This window comes from Streptomyces sp. NPDC050636 (genome assembly GCF_040654775.1).
Classification (GTDB): Bacteria; Actinomycetota; Actinomycetes; order Streptomycetales; family Streptomycetaceae; genus Streptomyces.
In genome coordinates, this window is record NZ_JBFAIP010000002.1 from 379,504 (window position 1) to 402,430 (window position 22,927).

A 22,927-nucleotide genomic window follows, 5' to 3' on the forward strand; every position below is an offset into this window, starting at 1 on the left:
GAGGACGAAAGTGTCAACTGTGAGCGAGACCACGCACGACAGTGCGGTCGCCATGAGTGCCCCGCCATCTTCCGATGAAGGGCTCACTCCGGCCCAGCGGGCCCAGAAGTACGGGCTGTCGCAGAGCGGGGCGCGCCCCAGCCTCCCGCAGTACATCCGGGAGCTGTGGGACCGGCGGCACTTCATCTCCGCCTTCGCCAGCGCCAAGCTGACCGCGCAGTACAGCCAGGCCAAGCTGGGCCAGTTGTGGCAGGTGGCGACGCCGCTGCTGAACGCGCTCGTCTACTACTTCATCTTCGGCGTGCTGATCGGTACCCGCGACGGCATCAAAGACTTCGTGCTGTTCCTGGTCACCGGCGTCTTCATCTTCACCTTCACGCAGAACTCGGTGATGGCCGGCACCCGCTCCATCGCCGGCAACCTCGGCCTGGTGCGGGCCCTGCACTTCCCGCGCGCCTGCCTGCCCGTCTCGTTCTGCATCATGCAGCTGCAGCAGCTGCTGTTCTCGATGGGCGTGCTGGTCCTGATCATGCTCGCCAAGGGCCAGATGCCGATGTGGTCGTGGCTCCTGGCGGTCCCGGTGCTGGCGCTGCAGTTCGTCTTCAACACCGGCCTGGCGATGATCATGGCCCGGCTGGGGAGCAAGACCCCGGACCTCGCGCAGCTGATGCCGTTCATCATGCGGACCTGGCTGTACGCGTCCGGCGTGATGTTCAGCATCGACAACATCGCGAACAAGGCGGACATCCCCGGCTGGGTGCAACCCGTGCTGGAGTACAACCCCGCCGCGATCTTCATCGACCTGATGCGCTACTCCCTGATCGAGAGCTTCACGGACGACCGGCTGCCTGCTCACCTCTGGGCCGGCGCAGGCTGGGCCCTGCTGCTGGGCGTCGTCGGCTTTGTGTACTTCTGGAAGGCTGAGGAGCGGTACGGACGTGGCTGAGCAGAAGAACGGCATGCAGCCGACGGAGGCGGCAGAGGCCCGCGTACCGACCGTGATCGCGGACGATCTGCACATCGTCTACCGGGTGTACGGCACCGGTGCGGGCAAGGGCGGCGCCACCGCGGCGCTCAACCGGATCATCCGGCGCAAGCCGTCGGCGGGCGTACGCGAGGTGCACGCGGTCAAGGGGGTCTCCTTCACCGCGTACCGGGGCGAGTCGATCGGCCTGATCGGTTCGAACGGCTCCGGCAAGTCGACGCTCCTCAAGGCGGTGGCCGGACTGCTTCCCGCGGAGCGCGGCAAGGTCTACACCCATGGCCAGCCCTCGCTGCTGGGTGTGAACGCGGCCCTGATGAACGACCTGACCGGCGAGAAGAACGTCGTCCTCGGCGGTCTGGCGATGGGCATGTCCCGCGACCAGGTCCGCGAGCGCTACGACGGCATCGTCGACTTCTCCGGCATCAACGAGAAGGGCGACTTCATCTCGCTGCCGATGCGCACGTATTCCTCCGGTATGGCGGCCCGGCTGCGGTTCTCCATCGCCGCGGCCAAGGACCACGATGTGCTCATGATCGACGAGGCCCTGGCCACCGGTGACCGCAGCTTCCAGAAGCGCTCCGAGGCGCGCATCCGCGAGCTGCGCAAGGAGGCCGGCACGGTCTTCCTGGTCAGCCACAACAACAAGTCGATCCGGGACACCTGTGACCGGGTGCTGTGGCTGGAGCGGGGCGAGTTGTTGATGGACGGTCCGACGGATGAAGTGATCAAGGCGTACGAAAAGGAGACGGGCAAGTAGCCCCTCCCGCGTCCGAAGGCCTCCACGAGCCCGGCTCGTGGAGGCCTTCGAGCGTGAAGAGATGGTCAACTCGTCCGGGTCCGGGAACAGTTGGTCCCCTTTTGGTGTTGACTGGGTCGTCGCCGGAAGCCTCGGTACCCACTCGGACACGGACGAGATGTACAGCGTAAGCTGTACGCGTACTGAACAGCACAAGTGGTATAAGTCGGGCAATGCTCACCTGGACGGGCGATGGAAGCGCGAACAGGGGCGCGTCGTGACCTGCGGCGTGTCCGAAATGGGATGCTTTAGCTTGGCGGTGTAGAACGGGAGACGTGACGGCAATGGCTAGTGGTTCGCTCCGGCTCCGAAACGCGCCGGGCAGCCCCCGGTGAGCGGAGGGAGGCGCAGCGTCTTCAACAGGCGGGCGGTGGTCTCCGGCGGGCCGGCGGACGCACAGTCGCGCACCGTACTCGACCAGGCCGCACACGAGAACTTCCCGGTGGCGCCGTTCTTTCTGCCCCGCGCCTGGTGCGCCGACCTGATGGCCGTCTACGGCTTCGCGCGGCTCGTCGATGACATCGGCGACGGTGATCTCGCCCCCGGCGGTGGCGATGCCGCGCTGCTCGGCCTGGACCGCGCGCAGAGCGATGACCGCCCCGCGATGCTGGACGCCCTTGAGGCCGACCTCCACCGCGTCTTCAGCGACCGCGCTCCCGGCCCCCGGCATCCGCTCATGCGCCGCCTCGGTCCGACCGTCCGCCGTCGCGCGCTGACCCCCGAACCCTTCCTCGGCCTGATCGAGGCGAACCGGCAGGACCAGCGGGTGTCCCGCTACGGCACCTACGACGACCTGGTCGCCTACTGCGAGTTGTCCGCCAACCCCGTCGGCCGGCTCGTCCTCGCCATCACGGGCACCGCGAGCCCCGAGCGCATCCGGTGGTCGGACGCGGTCTGCACCGGGCTGCAGATCGTCGAACACCTCCAGGACGTGGCCGAGGATCTCGGCCGGGACCGCATCTACCTCCCCGCCGACGACATGAAACGCTTCGGCGTCACAGAAGCCGATCTGGCCGCCCCGAGTGGGGGCGCATCGGTGCGCGCGCTGATCGCCTACGAAGCGGAACGCGCCCGTGACCTGCTGGATGAGGGCACCCCGCTGGTGGGTAGCGTCCACGGCAGACTCAAGCTGCTGCTGGCCGGCTTCGTGGCCGGCGGGCGCGCCGCACTCCAGGCGGTAGCGGCCGCCGATCACGACGTACTACCTGGACCGCCCAAGCCGACCACGCTCAGCCTGCTGCGCGAGGTGGGGGCGGCATTGCGAAGAGAGGGGTGAGCCGGACCGTGGAGGTAACCGCACACACGTCCGCGCCGGTGCTCGCTGCGTATCGCTACTGCGAAACCATCACCGGGCAGCAGGCACGGAACTTCGCCTACGGCATCCGGCTGCTGCCGGCCGACAAGCGGCAGGCCATGTCGGCGCTCTACGCCTTCTCCCGCCGGATCGACGACATCGGCGACGGCACCCTGGAGCCGGCCGCCAAACACGAGCGCCTGGAGGAGACCCGGGCGCTGCTGACGCGTGTCAAGGACGACCGGATCGACGAGGACGACACCGACCCGGTGGCCGTCGCGCTCGCCGACGCCGCCCGCCGTTTCGCGCTGCCGCTGGACGGCCTCGACGAGCTGATCGACGGCGTGCTGATGGACGTCCGCGGCGAGACCTACGAGACCTGGGACGACCTGAAGGTCTACTGCCGCTGTGTCGCCGGGGCCATCGGCCGGCTCTCGCTGGGCGTGTTCGGCACGGTGCCCGGCGCGCCGGACGCCGAACGCGCCTCCGAGTACGCCGATACCCTCGGACTCGCCCTCCAACTGACCAACATCCTCAGGGACGTTCGTGAGGACGCGGGCAACGGCCGCACCTATCTGCCCGCGGAGGACCTCGCCAAGTTCGGCTGCGCGGCGGGCTTCCAGGGCCCGGTCCCGCCGGCCGGCTCGGACTTCACCGGCCTGGTCCACTTCGAGGTCAGCCGCGCCCGCGCGCTGTTCGCCGACGGCTTCCGGCTGCTGCCGATGCTCGACCGGCGCAGCGGTGCCTGCGTGGCCGCCATGGCCGGCATCTACCACCGTCTGCTGTCGCGGATCTCCGCCGATCCCGAGGCGGTGCTGCGCGGCCGGGTCTCGCTGCCCGGCCGGGAGAAGGCGTTTGTCGCGGTGCGCGGACTGTCCGGGCTCGACGCCCGCGCGATCGGCCGCAAGCAGGCCGTCAGGAGGCGCGGATGATGCGCCGGGCCGCGAACGACAGCGGTGACCCCGCATCAGTGCGCCGGGCAACCCTCCCCCCGGCGACTGCGTCCATGACTGACGTATGGGGGGAGAACGCATGACATCGGGAGCCACTCGGCCCGCGCTGCACCGTGCCCGGCCCTCGGACCGTCGCGACGGGGCGGCCGCGGTGGTCATCGGCGGCGGTCTCGCGGGCACCACGGCCGCGCTCGCGCTGGCCGAGGCCGGGCTCCGGGTCACCCTGGTCGAGGGCCGGCCCCGCCTGGGCGGACTGGTCTTCTCCTTCCGGCGGGACTCCGCCGCGGGCGAGCTGACCGTCGACAACGGCCAGCATGTCTATCTGCGTTGCTGCACCGCCTACTCCGCCTTCCTGGAGCGGATCGGCGCCGCGCATCTGGTGCCCCTCCAGGACCGCATGGACGTACCGGTCCTGGACGCCGACAGGATGCGGCTCGGTCGGCTGCGCCGCACCGCGCTGCCCGTCCCGCTGCATCTCGCCAAGAGCCTGGCCCGCTACCCGCACCTCTCGCCCGTCGAGCGGGCCGGCGTCGTACGCGCCACCCTCGCGCTCAAGCGCCTGGACCCGGCCGATCCCGCGCTGGACGGCGTGGACTTCGGCAGCTGGCTGCGCCGGCACGGCCAGTCGGCCCGTGCGATCGAGGCGCTGTGGGACCTGGTCGGTGTCGCCACCCTCAACGCCACCGCCGGCGACGCGTCCATGGGCCTGGCCGCCAAGGTCTTCAAGACCGGACTCCTCTCCGCGCCGGGCGCCGCCGACATCGGCTGGGCCGGTGTCCCGCTCGGCGATGTCCACGACACCCTCGCCCGCACTGCGCTGGAGAAGGCCGGCGTCCGGATCGCGTTGCGCACCCGCGCCCAGGCCGTCACGCGTACGGACGGCGGCTGGCAGGTCTCGGTGGCGGACGGCCCGCGCGGCAGCGAGCAGCTCACCGCGGACACCGTCGTCCTCGCCGTGCCGCAGCGCGAGACCCACGCCCTGCTGCCCGACGGCGCGCTGGACGGCAAGGACCGGCTGCTGGACATCGGCACCGCGCCGATCCTCAACCTGCATGTCGTCTACGACCGCCGGGTGCTGCGCCGCCCCTTCTTCGCCGCGGTCGGCTCCCCGGTCCAGTGGGTCTTCGACCGTACGGAGGCCTCCGGGCTGCCCGGACTGCCCGAAGGGGCCGGCAGCCAGTATCTGGCCGTCTCGCAGTCCGCCGCGCAGGAGGAGATCGACCAGCCGGTCGCCAAGCTCCGCGCCCGCTATCTCCCCGAGCTGGAGCGGCTGCTGCCCGCCGCCCGGGGCGCCAGGATCCGCGACTTCTTCGTCACCCGCGAGCGCACCGCGACCTTCGCGCCCGCCCCGGGCGTCGGCCGGCTCCGCCCCGCCGCCCGCACTCAAGCCCCCGGCCTGTTCCTGGCCGGCGCGTGGACCGCCACCGGGTGGCCCGCGACCATGGAAAGCGCTGTTCGCAGTGGCACCGCAGCCGCTCGCGAGGCACTCACCGAACTCGGCTGCCCCCAGGGCCAGTTGCCCCAGGAGGCGGCATGACAACGAGCACGAGCACTCGCACGAGCACGAGCACCGGAAACAGAGGAGAAACCGTGAACCCGGCTTCCCCAGCTATCGACACCGAGAGCGTCACCGCGCTGCTGGAGCGCGGGCGGACACTCGCCACTCCCGTGCTGCGTGCCGCCATTGACCGGCTCGCTCCTCCCATGGACACCGTCGCCGCCTACCACTTCGGCTGGATCGACGCCGAGGGCCGCCCCTCCACGGGCGACAGCGGCAAGGCCGTACGGCCCGCGCTCGCCCTGCTGTCCGCGGAGGCCGCGGGCCAGGCCCCCGAGGTCGGTATCCCCGGCGCGGTCGCCGTCGAGCTGGTGCACAACTTCTCGCTGCTGCACGACGACCTCATGGACGGCGACGAACAACGCCGGCACCGGGACACCGTCTGGAAGGTGCACGGCCCCGCGCAGGCCATCCTCGTCGGCGACGCGCTGTTCGCCCTCGCCAACGAAATACTGCTGGAGCTCGGCACCGTCGAGGCCGGCCGCGCGACCCGCCGGCTCACCCTGGCCACCCGCAAGCTGATCGATGGTCAGGCCCAGGACATCTCCTACGAGCACCGCGAGCGGGTCACCGTCGAGGAGTGCCTGGAGATGGAGGGCAACAAGACCGGCGCGCTGCTCGCCTGCGCCGTCTCCATCGGTGCGGTCCTCGGCGGCGCCGACGACCGCACGGCCGACATCCTGGAGAAGTACGGCTACCACCTCGGTCTCGCCTTCCAGGCCATCGACGACCTGCTCGGCATCTGGGGCGACCCGGACGCCACCGGCAAGCAGACCTGGAGCGATCTGCGGCAGCGCAAGAAGTCACTGCCGGTCGTCGCCGCCCTGGCCGCCGGCGGACCGGCCTCCGAGCGTCTCGCCGGCATCCTCGCGGCCGACGCGAAGAAGAGCGAAACCGAGATCGCCGACTTCACCGAGGAGGAGTTCGCCTCCCGCGCGGCCCTGATCGAAGAGGCCGGCGGCCGCGAGTGGACCTCCCAGGAGGCCCGTCGCCAGCACGCCACGGCCATCGCCGCGTTGAACGAAGTGGACATGCCGGAAAGGATCCGCGCGCAGCTCGTCGCGCTCGCGGACTTCGTCGTCGTACGGGAGAGATGATCACCATCGAAACGAACTAGTTCGCAGTCGCCGGCCGGTGCCCTCCCGGCGCCGGCCGACGGAATCCCTGAGCACGCTTCACAGTTCACTGCAGAAGGGGAAGCCATGACAGCGACGACCGACGGAAGCACCGGGGCGCTGCCGCCCCGGGCCCCATCGGCCAGCGATGCCACCGCTGAGAAAACCGGGACAAGAGAAGAGAGACGGTCTGCCGCGCCTCGGGACACGGCGGCCGCCGCACGGCGTGCGACCGCCCTCGCCACCGAGCATCTGCTGTCCCTCCAGGACTCCGCCGGATGGTGGAAGGGCGACCTCGAAACCAACGTCACGATGGACGCCGAGGATCTGCTGCTCCGTCAGTTCCTGGGCATCCAGGACCCCAAGCTCACCGAGGCCGCGGCCCGGTTCATCCGCGGCGAGCAGCGCGCGGACGGCACCTGGGCCACCTTCTACGGCGGGCCCGGCGAACTCTCCACCACCATCGAGGCCTATGTGGCCCTGCGGCTCGCCGGGGACGCCCCGGACGCACCGCACCTGGCCAAGGCGTCCGCCTGGATCCGCGAGCAGGGCGGAATCGCCGCCTCCCGCGTCTTCACCCGTATCTGGCTGGCGCTGTTCGGCTGGTGGCAGTGGGACGACCTGCCCGAACTCCCCCCGGAGCTCATCTACTTCCCCAAGTGGTTCCCGCTCAACATCTATGACTTCGGATGCTGGGCGCGGCAGACCATAGTGGCGCTGACCATCGTCTCGGCGAAGCGCCCGGTGCGCCCGGCGCCGTTCGCCCTCGACGAGCTGCACACCGACCCGCGCAACCCCAGCCCGCCGCGCCCGCTCGCCCCCGTGACCAGCTGGGACGGCGTCTTCCAGCGTCTGGACAAGGCGCTGCACGTCTACCACAAGGTCGCCTCGCGCAAGCTGCGCGGCGCCGCGCTGCGCTCCGCCGCCCACTGGATCATCGAGCGGCAGGAGAACGACGGCTGCTGGGGCGGCATCCAGCCACCGGCCGTCTACTCGGTCATCGCCCTGCACCTCCTGGGCTACGACCTCGACCACCCCGTGCTGCGTACGGGACTTGAGTCGCTGGACCGCTTCACCGTATGGCGCGAGGACGGCGCCAGGATGATCGAGGCCTGCCAGTCCCCGGTCTGGGACACCTGCCTCGCCACCATCGCGCTGGCCGACGCCGGACTGCCCGCCGATCACCCGCAGTTGGTCAAGGCCGCCGACTGGATGCTCGCCGAGCAGATCGACCGGCCCGGCGACTGGACCGTCCGCAGGCCCCGACTCCCCTCCGGCGGCTGGGCGTTCGAGTTCGAGAACGACAACTACCCGGACATCGACGACACCGCCGAGGTGGTGCTGGCGCTGCGCCGGGTCGCGCATCCGGATCCGCAGCGGGTCGACGCCGCCGTACGCCGCGCGGTGCGCTGGAACGTCGGAATGCAGTCCAAGAACGGTGCCTGGGGCGCCTTCGACGCCGACAACACCAGCCCGCTCCCCAACCGCCTGCCGTTCTGCGACTTCGGGGAGGTCATCGACCCGCCGTCGGCCGATGTCACCGCCCATGTCGTCGAGATGCTCGCCGACGTCGGTCGTACGCACGACCCGCGCACCCGCCGGGGCATCGACTTCCTGCTCGCCGAGCAGGAGCCCAGCGGCGCCTGGTTCGGCCGCTGGGGCACCAACTACATCTACGGCACCGGATCCGTACTCCCCGCGCTCGCCGCGGCCGGCATCCCCGGCTCGCACCCCGCCGTCCGCCGGGCCGTCGGCTGGCTGGAGCGGGTGCAGAACGACGACGGCGGGTGGGGCGAGGACCAGCGGTCCTACCAGGACAAGGCGTGGGCCGGGCGCGGCGCGTCGACCGCCTCGCAGACCGGATGGGCGCTGATGGCGCTGCTCGCGGCCGGCGAGCGGGACAGCGAAGCCGTACGGCGCGGAGTGCGCTGGCTGGCCGAGACCCAGCGCGAGGACGGCTCCTGGGACGAGCCGTACTTCACCGGCACCGGCTTCCCCTGGGACTTCTCCATCAACTACCACCTGTACCGCCAGGTGTTTCCGCTGACGGCGCTGGGCCGCTATGTCAACGGCGGGCCGACCGATGCGCCCTTGGGGGCCTGATGCCGAGACGGCCCCCGCCGGACGCGGAACCGCCGTTGCTGGTCGCCTGTGCGCTCGGCATCGAGCGGTTGGCGCTCCGGGGCGGTGGCCGAGGCGGCGCGGGTCCGCCCGTCATCACGCTCCGTACCGGCATGGGCCCGCAGGCGGCGGAGCGCGCCCTGGCCAAGGTGCTGGGCGAGGGCTGTGCCACCGCGCGGTCCCCGGTCGTGGCCAGCGGTTTCTGTGCCGGGCTCGCCCCCGGGATGCGGCCCGGGGACGTCGTCGTCGCCGAGGCCACCCGTGACCACCGGCCCGCCGCGCCGGAGGTGATCTGCCGTGACAACGGTCCGCTGCTACGGGCTCTGCGGCAGCGCGGCCTGACCGTGCACACCGGCCTGCTCCGCGGCTCCGACCACGTCGTACGCGGCGCGGAGCGGGCCGCGCTGCACGCCGCGGGGGCCGTCGCGGTGGACATGGAATCGGCCGCGACGCTCCGCGCTGCGGTGCGCGCCGGAATCCGTCCGGTTGCCGCCGTCCGGGTGGTCGTGGACGCTCCAGAACATGAACTCATGCGAATCGGCACCGTGCGCGGTGGAATATCGGCCTTCCGTGTGCTGCGCTCCGTTCTTCCTGTCTTTTTTGAATGGCACCGTTCTTTGCTGCTCCCCAGGAGGTGAGCCAGATGGCAATGCCGCTCCGTCAGTCCATCCGGGTCGGGACCTATCTCTTTGAACAGAAAGTGCTGCGACGCCGTGAGAAGTTTCCACTCATCGTCGAGCTCGAACCGCTCTTCGCCTGCAACCTGAAATGCGAGGGCTGCGGAAAGATCCAGCATCCGGCCGGCATCCTCAAACAGCGGATGCCGGTGGCGCAGGCCGTCGGCGCGGTGCTGGAATCCGGCGCGCCGATGGTTTCCATCGCCGGTGGCGAACCCTTGATGCACCCGCAGATCGACGAGATCGTGCGGCAGTTGGTTGCGAAGAAGAAGTACGTCTTCCTGTGCACGAATGCGATGTTGCTGCGCAAGAAGATCGACAAGTTCACGCCTTCGCCGTTTTTCGCGTTCGCGGTGCACATCGACGGGATGCGTGAGCGGCATGACGAATCCGTCGCGAAGGAAGGCGTTTTCGACGAGGCGGTGGAGGCGATCAAGGAGGCCAAGCGGCGCGGCTTCCGGGTCACCACCAACTCCACTTTCTTCAACACCGACACCCCGCAGACCATCATCGAGGTCCTCAACTTCCTCAATGACGATCTGCAGGTCGACGAAATGATGCTGTCGCCCGCCTACGCCTACGAAAAGGCCCCCGACCAGGAGCACTTCCTGGGTGTGGAGCAGACCCGGGAACTTTTCAAGAAGGCTTTCGCCGGCGGCAACCGCAGCCGCTGGCGGCTCAACCACAGCCCGCTCTTCCTCGACTTCCTGGAGGGCAAGGCGGACTTCGCGTGCACCGCCTGGGCGATCCCCAACTACTCGCTCTTCGGCTGGCAGCGCCCGTGCTACCTCATGAGCGACGGATACGTCCCGACGTACCGGGAGCTCATCGAGGAGACCGACTGGGACAAGTACGGCCGCGGCAAGGACCCGCGCTGTGCCAACTGCATGGCGCACTGCGGCTACGAGCCCACCGCTGTGCTGGCGACCATGGGCTCCCTCAAGGAGTCGCTCCGGGCCGCCCGGGAGACAGTCGCGGGAAACCGCGGGTGACATGAGGAGCGGTGCCGGTGGGCCGCCTGCGGTGGGCGGGGACGCGTCCACCGCACCTCCCGGCACCCCGGCGTCACCGTCAGCCGAACCAGTAGAGGGGGACCTACCATGACGATGCTGGAACATATCCGCGATCCGCGCGATCTCAAGGTGCTGCCCGAGCACCGTCTGGACGAACTCGCCGAGGAGATCCGGCAGTTCCTCGTGCAGGCGGTGGCCCGCACCGGCGGCCATCTGGGACCCAACCTGGGCGTGGTCGAGCTGACCATCGCCCTGCACCGGGTCTTCGACTCGCCCGCCGACCGCATCCTGTGGGACACCGGGCACCAGTCCTACGTCCACAAGCTGCTGACCGGCCGCCAGGACTTCTCCAAGCTGCGTGCCAAGGGCGGTCTGTCCGGCTACCCCTCGCGGGCCGAGTCCGAGCACGACGTGATCGAGAACAGCCATGCCTCGACGGTGCTGGGCTGGGCCGACGGCCTCGCCAAGGCCAATGAGGTGCGCGGCAAGGGCGACCACGTCGTGGCCGTCATCGGTGATGGGGCCCTGACCGGCGGTATGGCCTGGGAGGCGCTCAACAACATCGCGGCCGCCAAGGACCGCCCGCTGATCATCGTCGTCAACGACAACGAGCGCTCCTACGCCCCGACCATCGGCGGCCTCGCCAACCACCTCGCCACCCTGCGTACCACCGACGGCTACGAGAAGTTCCTGTCCTGGGGCAAGGACGTCCTCCAGCGCACCCCGGTCGTCGGACAGCCGCTCTATGAATCGCTGCACGGGGCGAAGAAGGGCTTCAAGGACGCTTTCGCCCCGCAGGGCATGTTCGAGGACCTGGGCCTGAAGTACGTCGGTCCGATCGACGGCCATGACATCGCGGCCGTCGAATCCGCGTTGCGCCGCGCGGCCGGCTTCCACGGGCCGGTGCTGGTGCACTGCCTGACCGAAAAGGGCCGCGGCTACCAGCCCGCCCTGGAGGACCACGCGGACCGCTTCCACACCGTCGGCATGATGAACCCGCTGACCTGCGAGCCCGTCGCCCCGCCCAGCGGTCCCTCCTGGACGTCCGTCTTCGGCGACGAGATGCTCCGGATCGGCGCCGAGCGCCCGGACGTCGTCGCCCTCACCGCGGCGATGCTGCAGCCCGTCGGGCTGGGGGAGTTCGCCGCGGCGTACCCGGACCGGGTGTGGGACGTGGGCATCGCCGAACAGCATGCCGCGGTATCGGCGGCGGGGCTGGCCACCGGAGGGCTGCATCCGGTCGTCGCGGTCTACGCCACCTTCCTCAACCGCGCCTTCGACCAGGTCCTCATGGACGTCGCCCTGCACAAGTGCGGTGTCACCTTCGTCCTCGACCGGGCGGGTGTCACCGGCGTCGACGGCGCCTCCCACAACGGCATGTGGGACCTCTCGGTACTGGGTGCCGTACCGGGACTGCGGATCGCCGCTCCGCGCGACGCCGACCAGCTCCGCGCCCAGCTGCGGGAGTCTCTGGACGTGGACGATGCACCGACCGTCATCCGCTTCCCCAAGGAGTCGGTGGGCGAGCCGATCGCCGCGGTGGAGCGGATCGGTGGCGTCGATGTGCTCCACCGCGCTCCGGAGGCCGACGTCCTGCTGGTCGCGGTCGGCGTGATGGCTCCGGTCTGTCTGCAGGCCGCAGAGCTGCTCGCGGCGCGCGGCGTCGGAGCGACGGTCATCGACCCGCGCTGGGTCAAGCCGGTGGACGAAGCCATCGTCCGACTCGCCGCGCAACACACACTGGTGGCCGTCGTGGAGGACAACAGCCGTAATGGCGGCGTTGGTTCGGCGGTCGGCCAAGCGCTCCGCGACGCGGACGTGGATATGCCGCTGCGTACTTTCGGCATCCCGGAGCAGTTTCTGCCGCATGCCAAGCGCGGCGAACTGCTGGCCGATCTCGGCCTCACCCCCGCCGAGATCGCCGGCCGGATCAGCGCCGCGCTGGCCGCCCGCAAGGAGAACGCCTGGTGACCGGATTCGACCTGGCCAAGCTGCTCGCCGAACGCGGCGGCGAGCGCTACGACCTGCACACCCGCCACCTCAACCACCAACTCCCGCGCATGCTGCACACCATCGGCTTCGACAAGGTCTACGAACGGGCCGAGGGCGCCTATTTCTGGGACTCCGACGACCAGGACTACCTGGACATGCTCGCCGGATTCGGAGTGATGGGCCTCGGCCGCCACCACCCGGTCGTCCGGCAGGCGCTGCACGATGTGCTGGACGCCGGCCTGCCCGACCTCACCCGCTTCGACTGCCAGCCGCTGCCCGGCCTGCTCGCCGAGAAGCTGCTGACGTACGCGCCCCATCTGGACCGCGTCTTCTTCGGCAACAGCGGCACCGAAGCCGTCGAAACCGCCCTGAAGTTCGCCCGCTACGCGACCGGAAAACCACGCGTTCTCTACTGCACCCACGCCTTCCACGGCCTGACCACCGGCTCGCTCTCCGTCAACGGCGAGGACGGCTTCCGGGACGGCTTCGCGCCGCTGCTGCCCGACACCCCCATCGAGATGGGCGACCTGGAGGGGCTGGAGCGGGAGATCAAGCGCGGCGATGTGGCGGCGCTGGTCGTCGAGCCGGTCCAGGGCAAGGGCGTACTGCCCAGCCCGCCCGGATTCCTGCGCGCCGCACAGGAATTGCTGCACCGGCACAAGGCCCTGCTGATCGCCGACGAGGTGCAGACCGGCCTCGGCCGCACCGGTGACTTCTTCGCCTACCAGCACGAGGACGGTGTCGAACCCGACCTGGTCTGCGTGGCGAAGGCGCTGTCCGGCGGCTATGTCCCGGTCGGTGCGACGCTCGGCAAGGACTGGATCTTCAAGAAGGTCTACTCGTCCATGGACCGGGTCCTGGTGCACTCCGCCAGCTTCGGGTCCAACGCCCAGGCGATGGCGGCGGGCCTGGCGGTGCTCTCCGTGATGGAGGACGAGCAGATCGTCGCCCATGCCCGGCGCACCGGCGATCTGCTGCGCACAAAGCTCGCCGCGCTGATCGACACGTACGAGCTGCTGCATGACGTCCGGGGCCGTGGCCTGATGATCGGCATCGAGTTCGGCCGCCCCAAGTCGCTGGGCCTGCGGAGCCGTTGGACGATGCTGCAGGCGGCCCGCAAGGGGCTGTTCGCGCAGATGGTCGTGGTGCCCCTGCTGCAGCGGCACCGCATCCTCACTCAGGTCTCCGGCGACCACCTTGAGGTCATTAAGCTGATTCCGCCGCTGATCATCGGTGAACGGGAAGTGGACCGGTTCGTCGAGGCTTTCACGGCCGTCATGGACGACGCCCACGGAGGCGGCGGCCTGATGTGGGACTTCGGGCGGACGCTGGTCAAGCAGGCGGTCGCCAACCGCTGACGACTTTGGTGGGGGAAATGGTCGACGCGACGACGGTACGGGCCGTCAACGACATGACGGCGCGCTGGGCGCGGGACGCCGTGGGGGAGCGGGGCACCGTACTGACCGCGGCCGGTGTCTGGCCGCTGCTGGCCCTGCTCGCCGGACCGGCGGCCGGCCAGGCCCGCAAGGAGCTGGCCGAGGCGCTCGGCACCGATGCGGAGCACGCCGTACGCGCAGGCTGCGACCTGCTTGCCGCGCTGGACGCGGCGGACGGCGTCGATGCCGCGCTGGGGCTGTGGACCCAACGCCTGCTGGCGCTGCGCCCCGAGTGGCTCGGCAGTCTGCCGCTGGATCTGCACGGCGAGCTGACCGGGGACGCCTCCGCGGACCAGGAGACACTGAACGCCTGGGCGCGGCGGCACACCGACGGCCTGATCGAGCACATGCCGGTAGAGGTGACCCCCGACACGCTGCTCGTCCTGGCGAGTGCGCTGCTGGTGCACACGACGTGGGCGTATCCGTTCCGGGAGCGTCCGCTGCGGGTGGACGAAGGACCTTGGGCGGGACGGGAGTTGACCGGCCTGAGCCTCTACGGGGTGGCTCCGGAGCAGTTCCGTGTGTACCGCACGCCGGCCGGGCCGCTGACCGCTTTCGATGTTGCGGGGGACAACGGCCTTGACGTCCAACTGCTGCTCGGCCCGGAGGACATGCCGGGCGGTGAAGTACTGCGCCATGGCCTGGCCGCGCTGGGCGGCGGATATGTGTCGGTGTCCGGGGCGGAGCTGGCCGAGGGAGCGGGCCCCGGGCTGACGGTGACGTCGGAGCCGAGCTGGGACGGCGCACCGCGGGTGGATCTCCTCACCGCGCGGTTCACCGTCGACACCGAGCACGATCTGCTGGAGCGGGCCGGGCTCTTCGGGCTCGAAACGGCCATGGATGACTCACGCGGGCACTTTCCGGGCATCAGCGAGACACCGCTTGCGGTGTCGTCGGCCAAGCAGGCGGTGACCGCGACGTTCGGGCCGCTCGGGTTCCGGGCCGCCGCCGTCACAGCCATGTCACTGGGCCTGGGCAGCGTGCCGCAGACCCCGCCGTACGAGGCGCGACTGGTGTCGGCCCGCTACGACCGGCCGTTCGGCTTTCTCGCGGTGCACCGGGCGTCGGGCCTGGCACTTGTCGCGGGGTGGGTGACGGATCCGGACGTATGGGACGGGAGCCTGGGCGGTCCGGGCATGTGGTGAGGCGCCCGATGAGGTGACGCGGAACGGCCCGGTGGGAGATCCACCGGGCCGTCCGTCTGAAGTGGTGCGGAACCGCCGGTCAGTCGGTCAGCAGCCGGGCGCGCAGCCGCTCGCGGGTCGCGGGCGTCAGCTGCAGGCCCTCGGTGAGATAGGCCTCCGTCGAACCCCAGGTCTGCTCGATCGCGTCGAACGCGGCCTCAAGGTATTCGGTGTGCGCCCCGAACAGCGGCGACAGCAGCTCCAAGACCTCCTGGGACATGCCGACCGCGGAGTTGTCGGAGCGACGGATCTTGTAACGGCGGCTGGGGTCATTGGACTTGAGATAGTCGGCCTCGATGGCGTCCCGCTCCACACCGACGGCCAGCAGCGTCACCGCAATCGACAGGCCCGCGCGGTCCTTGCCGGCGGCGCAGTGCATCAGCGCCGGGACGCTGTCCTCGGCGAGCGAGTGCAGCACCCGGCTGTGGTCCTCTGTGCGCGTGGTGATGATGTGGCGGTAGGTTCTGGTCATTCGGGCGGCGCCCTTGCCGTCACCGAGCGCGATACGCAGCTGCTCCAGCTCGCCGTCGCGCACCATCGACCAGAATTCCGCGCCGTCGGCCGGATCGGTGAGCGGGATGTTCACATTCCGCACGCCCGGAAGCGCGACATCGGGACCTTCCTGCTTGATGTCGGAGGCGTTACGGAAATCGAAGACGGTGTGCAGTCCGAGGCCGGTGAGAAATGCGGCGTCCGCCTCCGTCGCATGTGCGAGGTGGCCGCTGCGGAAGAGCCGTCCCTGCCGCATGCGACGCCCGTCCACGGTCGGCAGCCCGCCCACATCGCGGAAGTTGCGCACCTCCGTGAGCTCGGACTCGGTCGACGGGATCTGCGGCGTCTGCGTCACGGGCGCTCCTCGGGGTCGGCCGCCGACGCTGCTCGTCGACAAAGCGGGCCACCTTCGACGATACGACATTCATGCAAGGGGAAATCAGGCCGTAATAGCGTTGATGTGCGACGTGTAGCCATTCGTGTCGCGTGGCTGAGCGATTCAGGGACGGTCGGAGAGCCGCTCTCGATCGAACATTATTCCAACTTGGTGAGAATTTGACCGGGTGGCATTAATCACCTGCCGTCAACCCCTGGTTACGGTGGCGTAAGTCACTTCTCACAGTGAAGTATGTCCTGGTGGCAGACGATTCGAAGAACATCAAGAGCGGCGTCAACGGCGCCATCGGGTCGTACGCAGCCGTCGGGGACAGCTTCACCGAGGGGGTCGGGGATCCCGGCCGTGACGGGGCGTACATCGGTTGGGCGGACCGGCTAGCGGTCCTCCTGTCGGACCAGCGGGAAGAAGGGGACTTCCGCTACGCGAATCTGGCCGTCAGGGGGCGGCTGCTTGGCCAGATCGTCGAGGAGCAGGTGCCCAGGGCGAAGGAGCTGGCCCCCGCGCTGGTCACGTTCTGTGCCGGCGGCAATGACATCCTGCGACCGGGCTCGGACCCGGACGCGGTGGCCGAGCGCTATGAGCGGGCGGTCGAGGACCTGCGGGAGTCGGTCGGAACGGTGCTGCTCTGCACCGGCTTCGACACCCGCGGCGTCCCCGTCCTGAAGCATCTGCGGGGCAAGATCGCGACGTACACGGCGCATGTCCGGGCCATCGCGGACCGGCACGACTGCCCGGTCCTCGACCTGTGGTCGCTCAAGTCGGTGCAGGACCGCCGGGCGTGGAGCGATGACCGGCTGCATCTGTCCGCCGACGGACACACCCGTGTGGCGCTGCGCGCGGCGCAGGTGCTCGGTCTGCGGGTGCCGGCCGACCCGGATCAGCCGTGGCCCCCGGAGGCGGAGCGCTCGGCCGCCGATGCCCGGCGGGACAACGTCCACTGGGCGCGGGAGCACCTCGTCCCGTGGATCGGACGCCGGCTGCGTGGCGAGTCCTCCGGCGATCATGTCGAGCCCAAGCGGCCCGACCTGCTGCCCCTGTAAGCGGGCAGCGGCAACCCGGACGGCACGGGCCGCAAGAGGCCCTGCCGTACGACATGAGGCCCCGACTTCCGCCGATGGCGGAGCGGGGCCTCAATGTGCTGCGGCGGTATACGGCAGATCCGCCCAGACGGTCCGGCCGAGGCCGCTGTCATCGGGCCGGGACCCCCAGCTTTCGGACAGTGCGCCGACGAGGAAGAGCCCCCGTCCGCACTCCTTGTCCACGCTGCCGGGCTGGACCTGCGGGGCCGACGCGCCCCCGCCGCCCTGGTCCGTGATCTCTATCCGTATATGCGTGCCGACGAGGGCGAGCTCACAGCCGACCTTCTCGCTGCCGGTGTGCCGTACCGCGTTGGTGAACAGCTCGGTCACCACCAACTCCACGTCGTCGCGGACTTGTTGAGCCGCGCCCCATGCGCGCAGCAGCGCACTGACGCGTCTGCGCGCCTCGGGAACGGACGTGCGTCGCGCCGGCAAATGGAACGCGTCCTGCGGGTGCTCGGCGACAAAGCCGCTACAGCGCCCTAACAGAGGAGCGTTGTTGGAGGAAGCCACTCCGTAACTATGTGCGATGCCGGTCTCGGATGGCAAGGATCATTCTGTAATTTGCAGAATCAGATGTGCAGTCTGTTCGTGTAGCTGACGACATGACACACTGCTGATCACTGGAGTGAGTTGGAGGGGATCGGACGTGGCGGATCCACGGTCGGCAGGGGCGCCGACCGTCCTGCGGGTGGTGCTGGGCAAGCGTCTGCAGGACCTGCGCGAGAAGGCGGGACTGTCCTTCGAACGGGCCGCCAGGGCCCTCGATGTGACACACGCCACGATTCGACGCATGGAGAAGGCCGAGGTCGGCCTCAAGATCCCCTACGTCGAGAAACTGCTGGCGACCTACGGCGTCACCGACCAGGAAGAGATCGACGGCTTTCTCTCCCTCGCCCGTGAGGCCAACAAGCCCGGCTGGTGGCACAACTTCCGCGACGTCCTGCCCGAGTGGTTCAGTGCGTTCGTGAGCCTGGAGAGCGAGGCCAACCTCATCCGGGCGTATCAGCCGCACTACGTTCCCGGGCTGCTGCAGACCGAGGACTACGCCGCCGCCGTCCTGCGGGCCGGTATGCCGCACGCCCCCGCCGAGGACATCGACCGCATCGTGGCGCTGCGCCTGGAGCGGCAGTCCCTGCTGACCCGCGAGAACGCGCCGATGCTGTGGGTGGTCATGGACGAAACCGTCCTGCGGCGCCAGATCGGCGGCCCCAAGGTGATGCGCGACCAGATCACCCGGCTGATGGAGGCCACGGCACTGCCGAACGTCCGGCTCCAGGTCATGCCCTTCGCCGCCGGCCCGCATCCCGCGATGTACGGGCCGTTCCACATCTTCCGTTTCCCGATTCCGGAACTCCCGGACATCGCGTACGCGGAGAGCCTCGTCGGCGCCGTGTACTTCGACCAGCGCAACGACGTCTCGCAGTTCCTGGAGGCCCTGGACCGGATGTGTGCGCAGGCCGCGCCGGCACACACCACCGAGGCCATTCTGGGTGGCTTTCGCAAGGAGATCTGAACCGTGGATGGCATACGCGTCTACAACGGCATGCCCGCCAAGGAACTGGGCAACGAGGGCTGGCACAAGCCGTGGAGCGGGGGCAACGGCGGCGAGTGTGTCGAGGCCATGCGGCTGGGGGACGGCCGGGTGGCGCTGCGCCAGTCGACCGACCCGGACGGCCCGGCGCTGATCTACACCCACCACGAGATGGTGAGTTTCATCGAGGGCGCGAAGGCCGGGGACGCCGACTTCCTGCTCTCCGCGGCACCGTGCCGGCGTACCGAACGGAGGACGGCGTGAGCGAACAGGACATACCTCAGGGGGAGCAGGGACCGGAGGTTCCGCAGTTCCCGCACTACGCACAGGCACCGGAGCACTCGGGCTTCTCGGCCGAGGAGATCGACACCGGCCGGCCTCATCCGGCCAGGATGTACGACTACTACCTCGGCGGCTGGGACAACTACGAGGTCGACCGGGTGGCCGCGGAGCGGGTCATCGAGGTCCACCCCCAGGTGCGGGTCAGCGCCCGCGCCAACCGCGCGTTCCTGCACCGGGCCGTCCGCGAACTCGTCGTCGGCGGCATCCGCCAGATCATCGACATCGGCACCGGCATCCCGACCTCGCCCAACACCCATGAAGTGGCCCGCGAGATCGCCCCCGAAACCCGCGTCGTCTACGTCGACAACGACCCGATCGTCGCCACCCACGCCGGGGCACGGCTGACCAACACCGAGCGCACCGGCTTTGTGCTCGGCGATGTCCGCGACCCCAAGGCGATCCTGGACCACCCGACCGTCCGGGAACTGATCGACTTCGACCAGCCGGTGGCCCTGCTGCTGGTGGCCGTACTGCACTTCGTCCGGGACGACGAGAACCCCGCGGGCCTCGTCGCCACGCTCGCCGACGCGCTCCCCGCGGGCAGTCATCTGGTGCTGTCACATGCCACCGATGAGCCCTACGAGGCGTACGAGGCAGGCCGGACGGACGTCAAGGCGCGAGAAGGCGTGGTGAACGTCTACAAGAGCGCCACCGCCACCCTCAATCTTCGGTCGAAGGCCGAGATCCAGCAGCTGTTCGGGCCGTTCGCGCTGATCGATCCGAGCGTGGTGCGGGTGCCGCTGTGGCGGCCGGACGGCGAGGTGCCCGGCGCGCAAGAGCTCAACAACATCATTTTCTACGGTGGGGTGGGCCACAAGGCCGGGGATCTCGGCCGACGGCTCAGCTGACGGGACGGGGCCCGGCCGCCGGGATCCGCTCCAGTACGCCGCCCGCGAACACGTCGTACAACGGCAGCGTCTCCAGATGGACATAGCCGATGTGGCAGTCGCAGACCGCCAGCGGGCAGGGGCGCGGGCGGAGCGCCGCGCGATAGCTGCCGTCGTAGAGATTGCCCAGCTCGGCGCGGACGAAATGGCAGCGCCGGACCGTGCCGTCGCCGTCCACCGAGATCACCGACTCGCCGGTCCGGCACGGGAGCCCGGCGCTCTCGTGCGGACGGCGGCTGAACGGGAACAGCGGATCCAGCTCCGTCCAAAGGGCGGCCTCCGCGTCCGGATAGTCGCGGCCCTCGGCGGCGTTGACCCAGAGATAGACCTGCTCGGGGAGGTCGGCGCGAAGCCGCCGGGCGTGGTCGAGGTGCTCGGGGAAGCCCACGATTCCGACGCTGAACCGGACGCCGCGCTCGGCCAGCTCCCGGGTCTTCGCCAGGAAACGGGCGTACGGCGTCTGCCCCGGGTGGTAGGTGCACCACAGGGCCAGCGTGCCGAGATCCGCCTCGGCCAGCCAGTCGGTGCGGCAGCTGAGGTTGGTCTGGATCGCCACCCGCCGGATGTGCGGCAGCCGGCTCAGCTCGGCGAGGGTGCGGCGGTACCAGGAGCGGACCATGCCCTCGCCCCACGGCGTGAAAAGGATCGACAGCCGGTCGCCGTGCTCGCCCTGCTGCGCCGCCCAGCCGGCGAAGCGGGCCAGCGCCGCGCGGTCGGCGCGCAGCTGCTCACGGCTGTCCCGCCGCTTGGCGAACGGGCAGTACGGGCAGTCGTAGTCGCAGGACGCCAGCGGGCCGCGGTAGAGAATCGTCAAGTCCACGAAACCGCGCCTTACTTGAGGTCGTAGGCGGCCATACGGGCCCGTACGGCAGGAGAGAACAGCATCGGTCCCAGGGCGTCGGAATACGCCAGCCCTTCCGCCGACAGGCGCAGCCGTCCGGGGGCCGCGGTGGTGTCCAGCCAGCCGCGGTCGGCGAACCGCGCCAGTTCCTCAGGGAAGTCATCGGCGGGCGAACTGCCGAAGCGGGCACGGTAGTCCGCCGTCGCCATCCCCTCCGCCTGGAGCACCGACTGCAGCAGATGCCGGCGCCGCGCCTCGTCCTCGGTCATCTCCCAGCCGAACTCGGCGTGCGCGAACGCCGAGGCCGGCCGGGATATGTAGTGGTCGATGATCGTGCGGATCTCCGTCATGCCGACGGCGTAGTCGAACGAGTAGTGCAGGCGGGAGGTGTACGACCGGGCGCCGCAGCCCAGACCGATCATGCCGTCGGTCTGGCAGGTGTGGTCGTCGCCGCCCGAGGCGGGCGCGACGGTGCCCCGGCGGCGGAACATCCGCATGGACACCTGCTCATAGCCCGCGGCCAGCAGATGGTCGCGGCCGTGCCGGTAAAGCCGCAGCCGCTGGGCGTCCCACTCGGGGTCCGGAGCGCCGGGATCCCTGCGGCCAAGGCCGGTCAGCGGGCGCACATACAGCGGGTAGAGATACAGCTCTTCGGGGCGCCAGGCCAGCGCGGTGTCCAGGGACCGCCGCCAGCTGTGCTCCGTCTGGCCGTCGATGCCGTAGATCAGGTCGATGTTGAGGACCGGGACGCCCGACTCCCGGATACGGTCCAGGGCGGCCTCCACTTCAGCCGGACGCTGCGGGCGGACCGCGGCCCGGGCCTCCGCCTCGATGAAGCTCTGCACCCCGATGCTGATCCGGGTCGCACCACGCTCGGCCAGGACGCCCAGGCGGTCCGCGGTGGCGGTCGACGGGGAGGTCTCCACGGAGAGCGGCACCGCGCGCAGATCGGCGCCCATCCGCAGCTCCGCGATATCGCAGAGCCGGGACAGCTCGCCGGCGCTGAGGAACGTCGGGGTGCCGCCGCCGAAGGCCGCCGAGGCGAAGCGGGCGTCGGCGTGCAGCGCGTCCCGGACGGCGGTCGACTGGCGCTCCAGCGCGTCCAGATACGCCGAGGTCATGTCCCCGGGGGCGCCGATGCGGGTGAAGAGATTGCAGAAGCCGCAGCGCACCTCGCAGAACGGTATGTGGAGGTAGAGCGAGAGGGCGTCCTGCGGCTCGGCCGACCAGAGGTCGCGCAGCGACGGACGGTCCGGGCGGGGGCGGTAGGCCGTTTTGTGGGGGTAGGCGTAGACGTAGCTCTCATAGGGGGAGCCGGTGGGCGGGGAAGCGGTGGGCACGGTCTCGGTGAGGGGCCCGGTGAGGGTGTGCGGGGCGGTGGTCATCGGGCGGCCTCGATCGTGAACTGGGCGTAGGGGACGGTCCATACGGCCTCATGGCCGAGGCGGTGGCCCGTATAGCCGTCCTCTCCGTACGTCGTGCCGTGGTCGGAACAGACGATGGCGAAGCACGGACGGCGGCTGCTCGCGGCGGCGAAGAGCCGGCCGACATGGCGGTCGACGTACTCCAGCGCGGCGGCGTGCGTGGCGCGGCTGTCGCCGGCCTCGCGGGTGGCACCGGGCAGATGGAACCAGTTCGGCTGGTGCAGCGCGGCGACGTTCACGAACAGGAACAGCCGCTGCTCCGCCGGGAGGGCGGCGACCACCTCTTCGGCGCGGGCGACCTGCGCCTCGAACGAGGTCGCGGACGCGACACCGAACTCGGGCTCCCAGTGGCTTTCCTGGAACAGCCCGGGAAGCACGGAACCGAGCGCGGCCTGCCGGTTGAAGAAGCCCACCCCGCCGATGCACACCGTCCGGTAGCCGGCCGCGGCCAGGCCGGAGACCAGGTCGGGGGTGTCGAAGACCCAGGTGCCGGGCGCAGTGGTCTCACTGCCCGCGAACCGCGCCGCGAACAGCCGCTGATGCGGTCCCGGAGCTGCCGGGGTCGGCAGGAATCCGGCGAACATCGCCTGGTGGGAGGCGTAGGTGAAACTGCCAGGGGCGTGCCGGCGCTCCCAGCGGCCGCCCGGCAGAAAGCGGGCGAGGTGCGGTATCCGGCCGTCCGCCGCCAGCTCCTGTGCCACGTCGTAGCGCAGTGTGTCGAGCGTGACGAGAAGGAGGTCGTGGCTGCCCACGATCTCGTTCATGTCGGGCGTGGTGGCGGCCGGCTCAGGAGCCCGCGGGGGTGTT

21 protein-coding genes are annotated in these 22,927 nt (G+C 70.0%); 16 read left to right on the forward strand and 5 right to left on the reverse strand.

Annotated features, from left to right (window positions below; all coding sequences use genetic code 11):
- Nucleotides 1-19 precede the first annotated feature (19 nt).
- From AB0I10_RS04220 to AB0I10_RS04275, 12 genes are all read left to right on the forward strand, one after another.
- Nucleotides 20-946 carry an ABC transporter permease gene (locus AB0I10_RS04220; protein ID WP_363150721.1) on the forward strand — a complete coding sequence of 309 codons (927 nt, stop codon included), beginning with the start codon at nucleotides 20-22 and terminating at the stop codon, nucleotides 944-946.
- Between the two features lie 13 nt (nucleotides 947-959).
- The gene (locus tag AB0I10_RS04225; protein ID WP_363150844.1) at nucleotides 960-1,742 is read left to right on the forward strand and encodes an ABC transporter ATP-binding protein; all 783 of its coding nucleotides are present in this window, start codon (nucleotides 960-962) and stop codon (nucleotides 1,740-1,742) included.
- A gap of 409 nt (nucleotides 1,743-2,151) precedes the next feature.
- Nucleotides 2,152-3,057: a squalene synthase HpnC gene (gene hpnC, locus AB0I10_RS04230; RefSeq protein WP_363150845.1), complete on the forward strand. Its 906-nt coding sequence runs from the start codon at nucleotides 2,152-2,154 to the stop codon at nucleotides 3,055-3,057.
- Nucleotides 3,054-4,007, forward strand: a complete 954-nt coding sequence (gene hpnD, locus AB0I10_RS04235) for a presqualene diphosphate synthase HpnD (protein ID WP_363150722.1) — start codon at nucleotides 3,054-3,056, stop codon at nucleotides 4,005-4,007. The genes hpnC and hpnD overlap by 4 nt, the downstream gene beginning before the upstream one ends.
- Nucleotides 4,008-4,107: 100 nt before the next feature.
- Nucleotides 4,108-5,565, forward strand: coding sequence for a hydroxysqualene dehydroxylase HpnE (hpnE, locus tag AB0I10_RS04240; RefSeq protein ID WP_363150723.1), 1,458 nt, complete (start codon nucleotides 4,108-4,110; stop codon nucleotides 5,563-5,565).
- A gap of 53 nt (nucleotides 5,566-5,618) precedes the next feature.
- Nucleotides 5,619-6,683 (forward strand): polyprenyl synthetase family protein, encoded by a 1,065-nt coding sequence (locus AB0I10_RS04245; protein ID WP_363150724.1) that lies wholly within the window; start codon nucleotides 5,619-5,621, stop codon nucleotides 6,681-6,683.
- Nucleotides 6,684-6,788: 105 nt separating this feature from the next.
- Nucleotides 6,789-8,804, forward strand: coding sequence for a squalene--hopene cyclase (shc, locus tag AB0I10_RS04250; RefSeq protein ID WP_363150725.1), 2,016 nt, complete (start codon nucleotides 6,789-6,791; stop codon nucleotides 8,802-8,804).
- Entirely contained in the window at nucleotides 8,804-9,460 is a 657-nt protein-coding gene (locus AB0I10_RS04255) for a 1-hydroxy-2-methyl-2-butenyl 4-diphosphate reductase (protein WP_363150726.1), read from the forward strand. The genes shc and AB0I10_RS04255 overlap by 1 nt, the downstream gene beginning before the upstream one ends.
- Nucleotides 9,461-9,465: 5 nt before the next feature.
- On the forward strand, nucleotides 9,466-10,491 hold the full coding sequence (hpnH, locus tag AB0I10_RS04260; protein ID WP_363150728.1) for an adenosyl-hopene transferase HpnH: 1,026 nt from the start codon (nucleotides 9,466-9,468) through the stop codon (nucleotides 10,489-10,491).
- Nucleotides 10,492-10,599: 108 nt separating this feature from the next.
- A complete protein-coding gene (gene dxs, locus AB0I10_RS04265; protein WP_363150730.1) occupies nucleotides 10,600-12,483 on the forward strand; it encodes a 1-deoxy-D-xylulose-5-phosphate synthase in 1,884 nt (627 codons plus the stop codon).
- Nucleotides 12,480-13,862 carry an aspartate aminotransferase family protein gene (locus AB0I10_RS04270; RefSeq protein WP_363150731.1) on the forward strand — a complete coding sequence of 461 codons (1,383 nt, stop codon included), beginning with the start codon at nucleotides 12,480-12,482 and terminating at the stop codon, nucleotides 13,860-13,862. The genes dxs and AB0I10_RS04270 overlap by 4 nt, the downstream gene beginning before the upstream one ends.
- A 17-nt stretch (nucleotides 13,863-13,879) precedes the next feature.
- Complete coding sequence (locus AB0I10_RS04275; RefSeq protein ID WP_363150733.1) at nucleotides 13,880-15,085, forward strand: serpin family protein; 1,206 nt, start codon at nucleotides 13,880-13,882, stop codon at nucleotides 15,083-15,085.
- A 79-nt stretch (nucleotides 15,086-15,164) separates the two neighbouring features.
- On the opposite strand, the gene AB0I10_RS04280 is transcribed toward AB0I10_RS04275, so the two are convergent.
- Nucleotides 15,165-15,971 (reverse strand): tyrosine-protein phosphatase, encoded by an 807-nt coding sequence (locus AB0I10_RS04280; RefSeq protein WP_363150735.1) that lies wholly within the window; start codon nucleotides 15,969-15,971, stop codon nucleotides 15,165-15,167.
- 281 nt (nucleotides 15,972-16,252) lie between these two features.
- On the opposite strand from AB0I10_RS04280, the gene AB0I10_RS04285 reads away from it, so the two are divergent.
- Entirely contained in the window at nucleotides 16,253-17,053 is an 801-nt protein-coding gene (locus AB0I10_RS04285; RefSeq protein WP_363150736.1) for an SGNH/GDSL hydrolase family protein, read from the forward strand.
- A 90-nt stretch (nucleotides 17,054-17,143) separates the two neighbouring features.
- On the opposite strand, the gene AB0I10_RS04290 is transcribed toward AB0I10_RS04285, so the two are convergent.
- Nucleotides 17,144-17,641: an ATP-binding protein gene (locus AB0I10_RS04290; protein ID WP_363150737.1), complete on the reverse strand. Its 498-nt coding sequence runs from the start codon at nucleotides 17,639-17,641 to the stop codon at nucleotides 17,144-17,146.
- Nucleotides 17,642-17,741: 100 nt separating this feature from the next.
- Here AB0I10_RS04290 and AB0I10_RS04295 point away from each other — a divergent pair, with 100 nt between their 5' ends.
- The 3 genes from AB0I10_RS04295 to AB0I10_RS04305 all read left to right on the forward strand — a co-directional run bounded on the left by AB0I10_RS04295 (nucleotide 17,742) and on the right by AB0I10_RS04305 (nucleotide 19,816).
- Entirely contained in the window at nucleotides 17,742-18,608 is an 867-nt protein-coding gene (locus AB0I10_RS04295) for a helix-turn-helix transcriptional regulator (RefSeq protein WP_363150738.1), read from the forward strand.
- 3 nt (nucleotides 18,609-18,611) lie between these two features.
- The gene (locus tag AB0I10_RS04300) at nucleotides 18,612-18,890 is read left to right on the forward strand and encodes a DUF397 domain-containing protein (RefSeq protein ID WP_363150739.1); all 279 of its coding nucleotides are present in this window, start codon (nucleotides 18,612-18,614) and stop codon (nucleotides 18,888-18,890) included.
- A gap of 128 nt (nucleotides 18,891-19,018) precedes the next feature.
- A complete protein-coding gene (locus AB0I10_RS04305; protein ID WP_363150846.1) occupies nucleotides 19,019-19,816 on the forward strand; it encodes an SAM-dependent methyltransferase in 798 nt (265 codons plus the stop codon).
- Here AB0I10_RS04305 and AB0I10_RS04310 read toward each other — a convergent pair.
- Genes AB0I10_RS04310 through AB0I10_RS04320 form a run of 3 tightly spaced genes read right to left on the reverse strand, consistent with a single transcriptional unit; the run spans nucleotide 19,809 to nucleotide 22,884 of the window.
- Complete coding sequence (locus AB0I10_RS04310; RefSeq protein ID WP_363150740.1) at nucleotides 19,809-20,675, reverse strand: STM4011 family radical SAM protein; 867 nt, start codon at nucleotides 20,673-20,675, stop codon at nucleotides 19,809-19,811. The genes AB0I10_RS04305 and AB0I10_RS04310 overlap by 8 nt on opposite strands.
- An 11-nt stretch (nucleotides 20,676-20,686) precedes the next feature.
- Nucleotides 20,687-22,081, reverse strand: a complete 1,395-nt coding sequence (locus tag AB0I10_RS04315; protein WP_363150741.1) for an STM4012 family radical SAM protein — start codon at nucleotides 22,079-22,081, stop codon at nucleotides 20,687-20,689.
- Entirely contained in the window at nucleotides 22,078-22,884 is an 807-nt protein-coding gene (locus AB0I10_RS04320) for an STM4013/SEN3800 family hydrolase (protein ID WP_363150742.1), read from the reverse strand. The genes AB0I10_RS04315 and AB0I10_RS04320 overlap by 4 nt, the downstream gene beginning before the upstream one ends.
- Nucleotides 22,885-22,927 lie beyond the last annotated feature (43 nt).

Bases quoted from the DNA above. Each gene is read 5' to 3' on its own strand.
- AB0I10_RS04275 (WP_363150733.1), top strand. From the start codon at position 13,880: ATGGTCGACGCGACGACGGTACGGGCCGTCAACGACATGACGGCGCGC.
- shc (WP_363150725.1), top strand. From the start codon at position 6,789: ATGACAGCGACGACCGACGGAAGCACCGGGGCGCTGCCGCCCCGGGCC.
- AB0I10_RS04320 (WP_363150742.1), bottom strand. From the start codon at position 22,884: ATGAACGAGATCGTGGGCAGCCACGACCTCCTTCTCGTCACGCTCGAC.
- AB0I10_RS04225 (WP_363150844.1), top strand. From the start codon at position 960: ATGCAGCCGACGGAGGCGGCAGAGGCCCGCGTACCGACCGTGATCGCG.
- dxs (WP_363150730.1), top strand. From the start codon at position 10,600: ATGACGATGCTGGAACATATCCGCGATCCGCGCGATCTCAAGGTGCTG.
- AB0I10_RS04255 (WP_363150726.1), top strand. From the start codon at position 8,804: ATGCCGAGACGGCCCCCGCCGGACGCGGAACCGCCGTTGCTGGTCGCC.
- AB0I10_RS04305 (WP_363150846.1), top strand. From the start codon at position 19,019: ATGTACGACTACTACCTCGGCGGCTGGGACAACTACGAGGTCGACCGG.
- hpnH (WP_363150728.1), top strand. From the start codon at position 9,466: ATGGCAATGCCGCTCCGTCAGTCCATCCGGGTCGGGACCTATCTCTTT.
- hpnE (WP_363150723.1), top strand. From the start codon at position 4,108: ATGACATCGGGAGCCACTCGGCCCGCGCTGCACCGTGCCCGGCCCTCG.
- AB0I10_RS04315 (WP_363150741.1), bottom strand. From the start codon at position 22,081: ATGACCACCGCCCCGCACACCCTCACCGGGCCCCTCACCGAGACCGTG.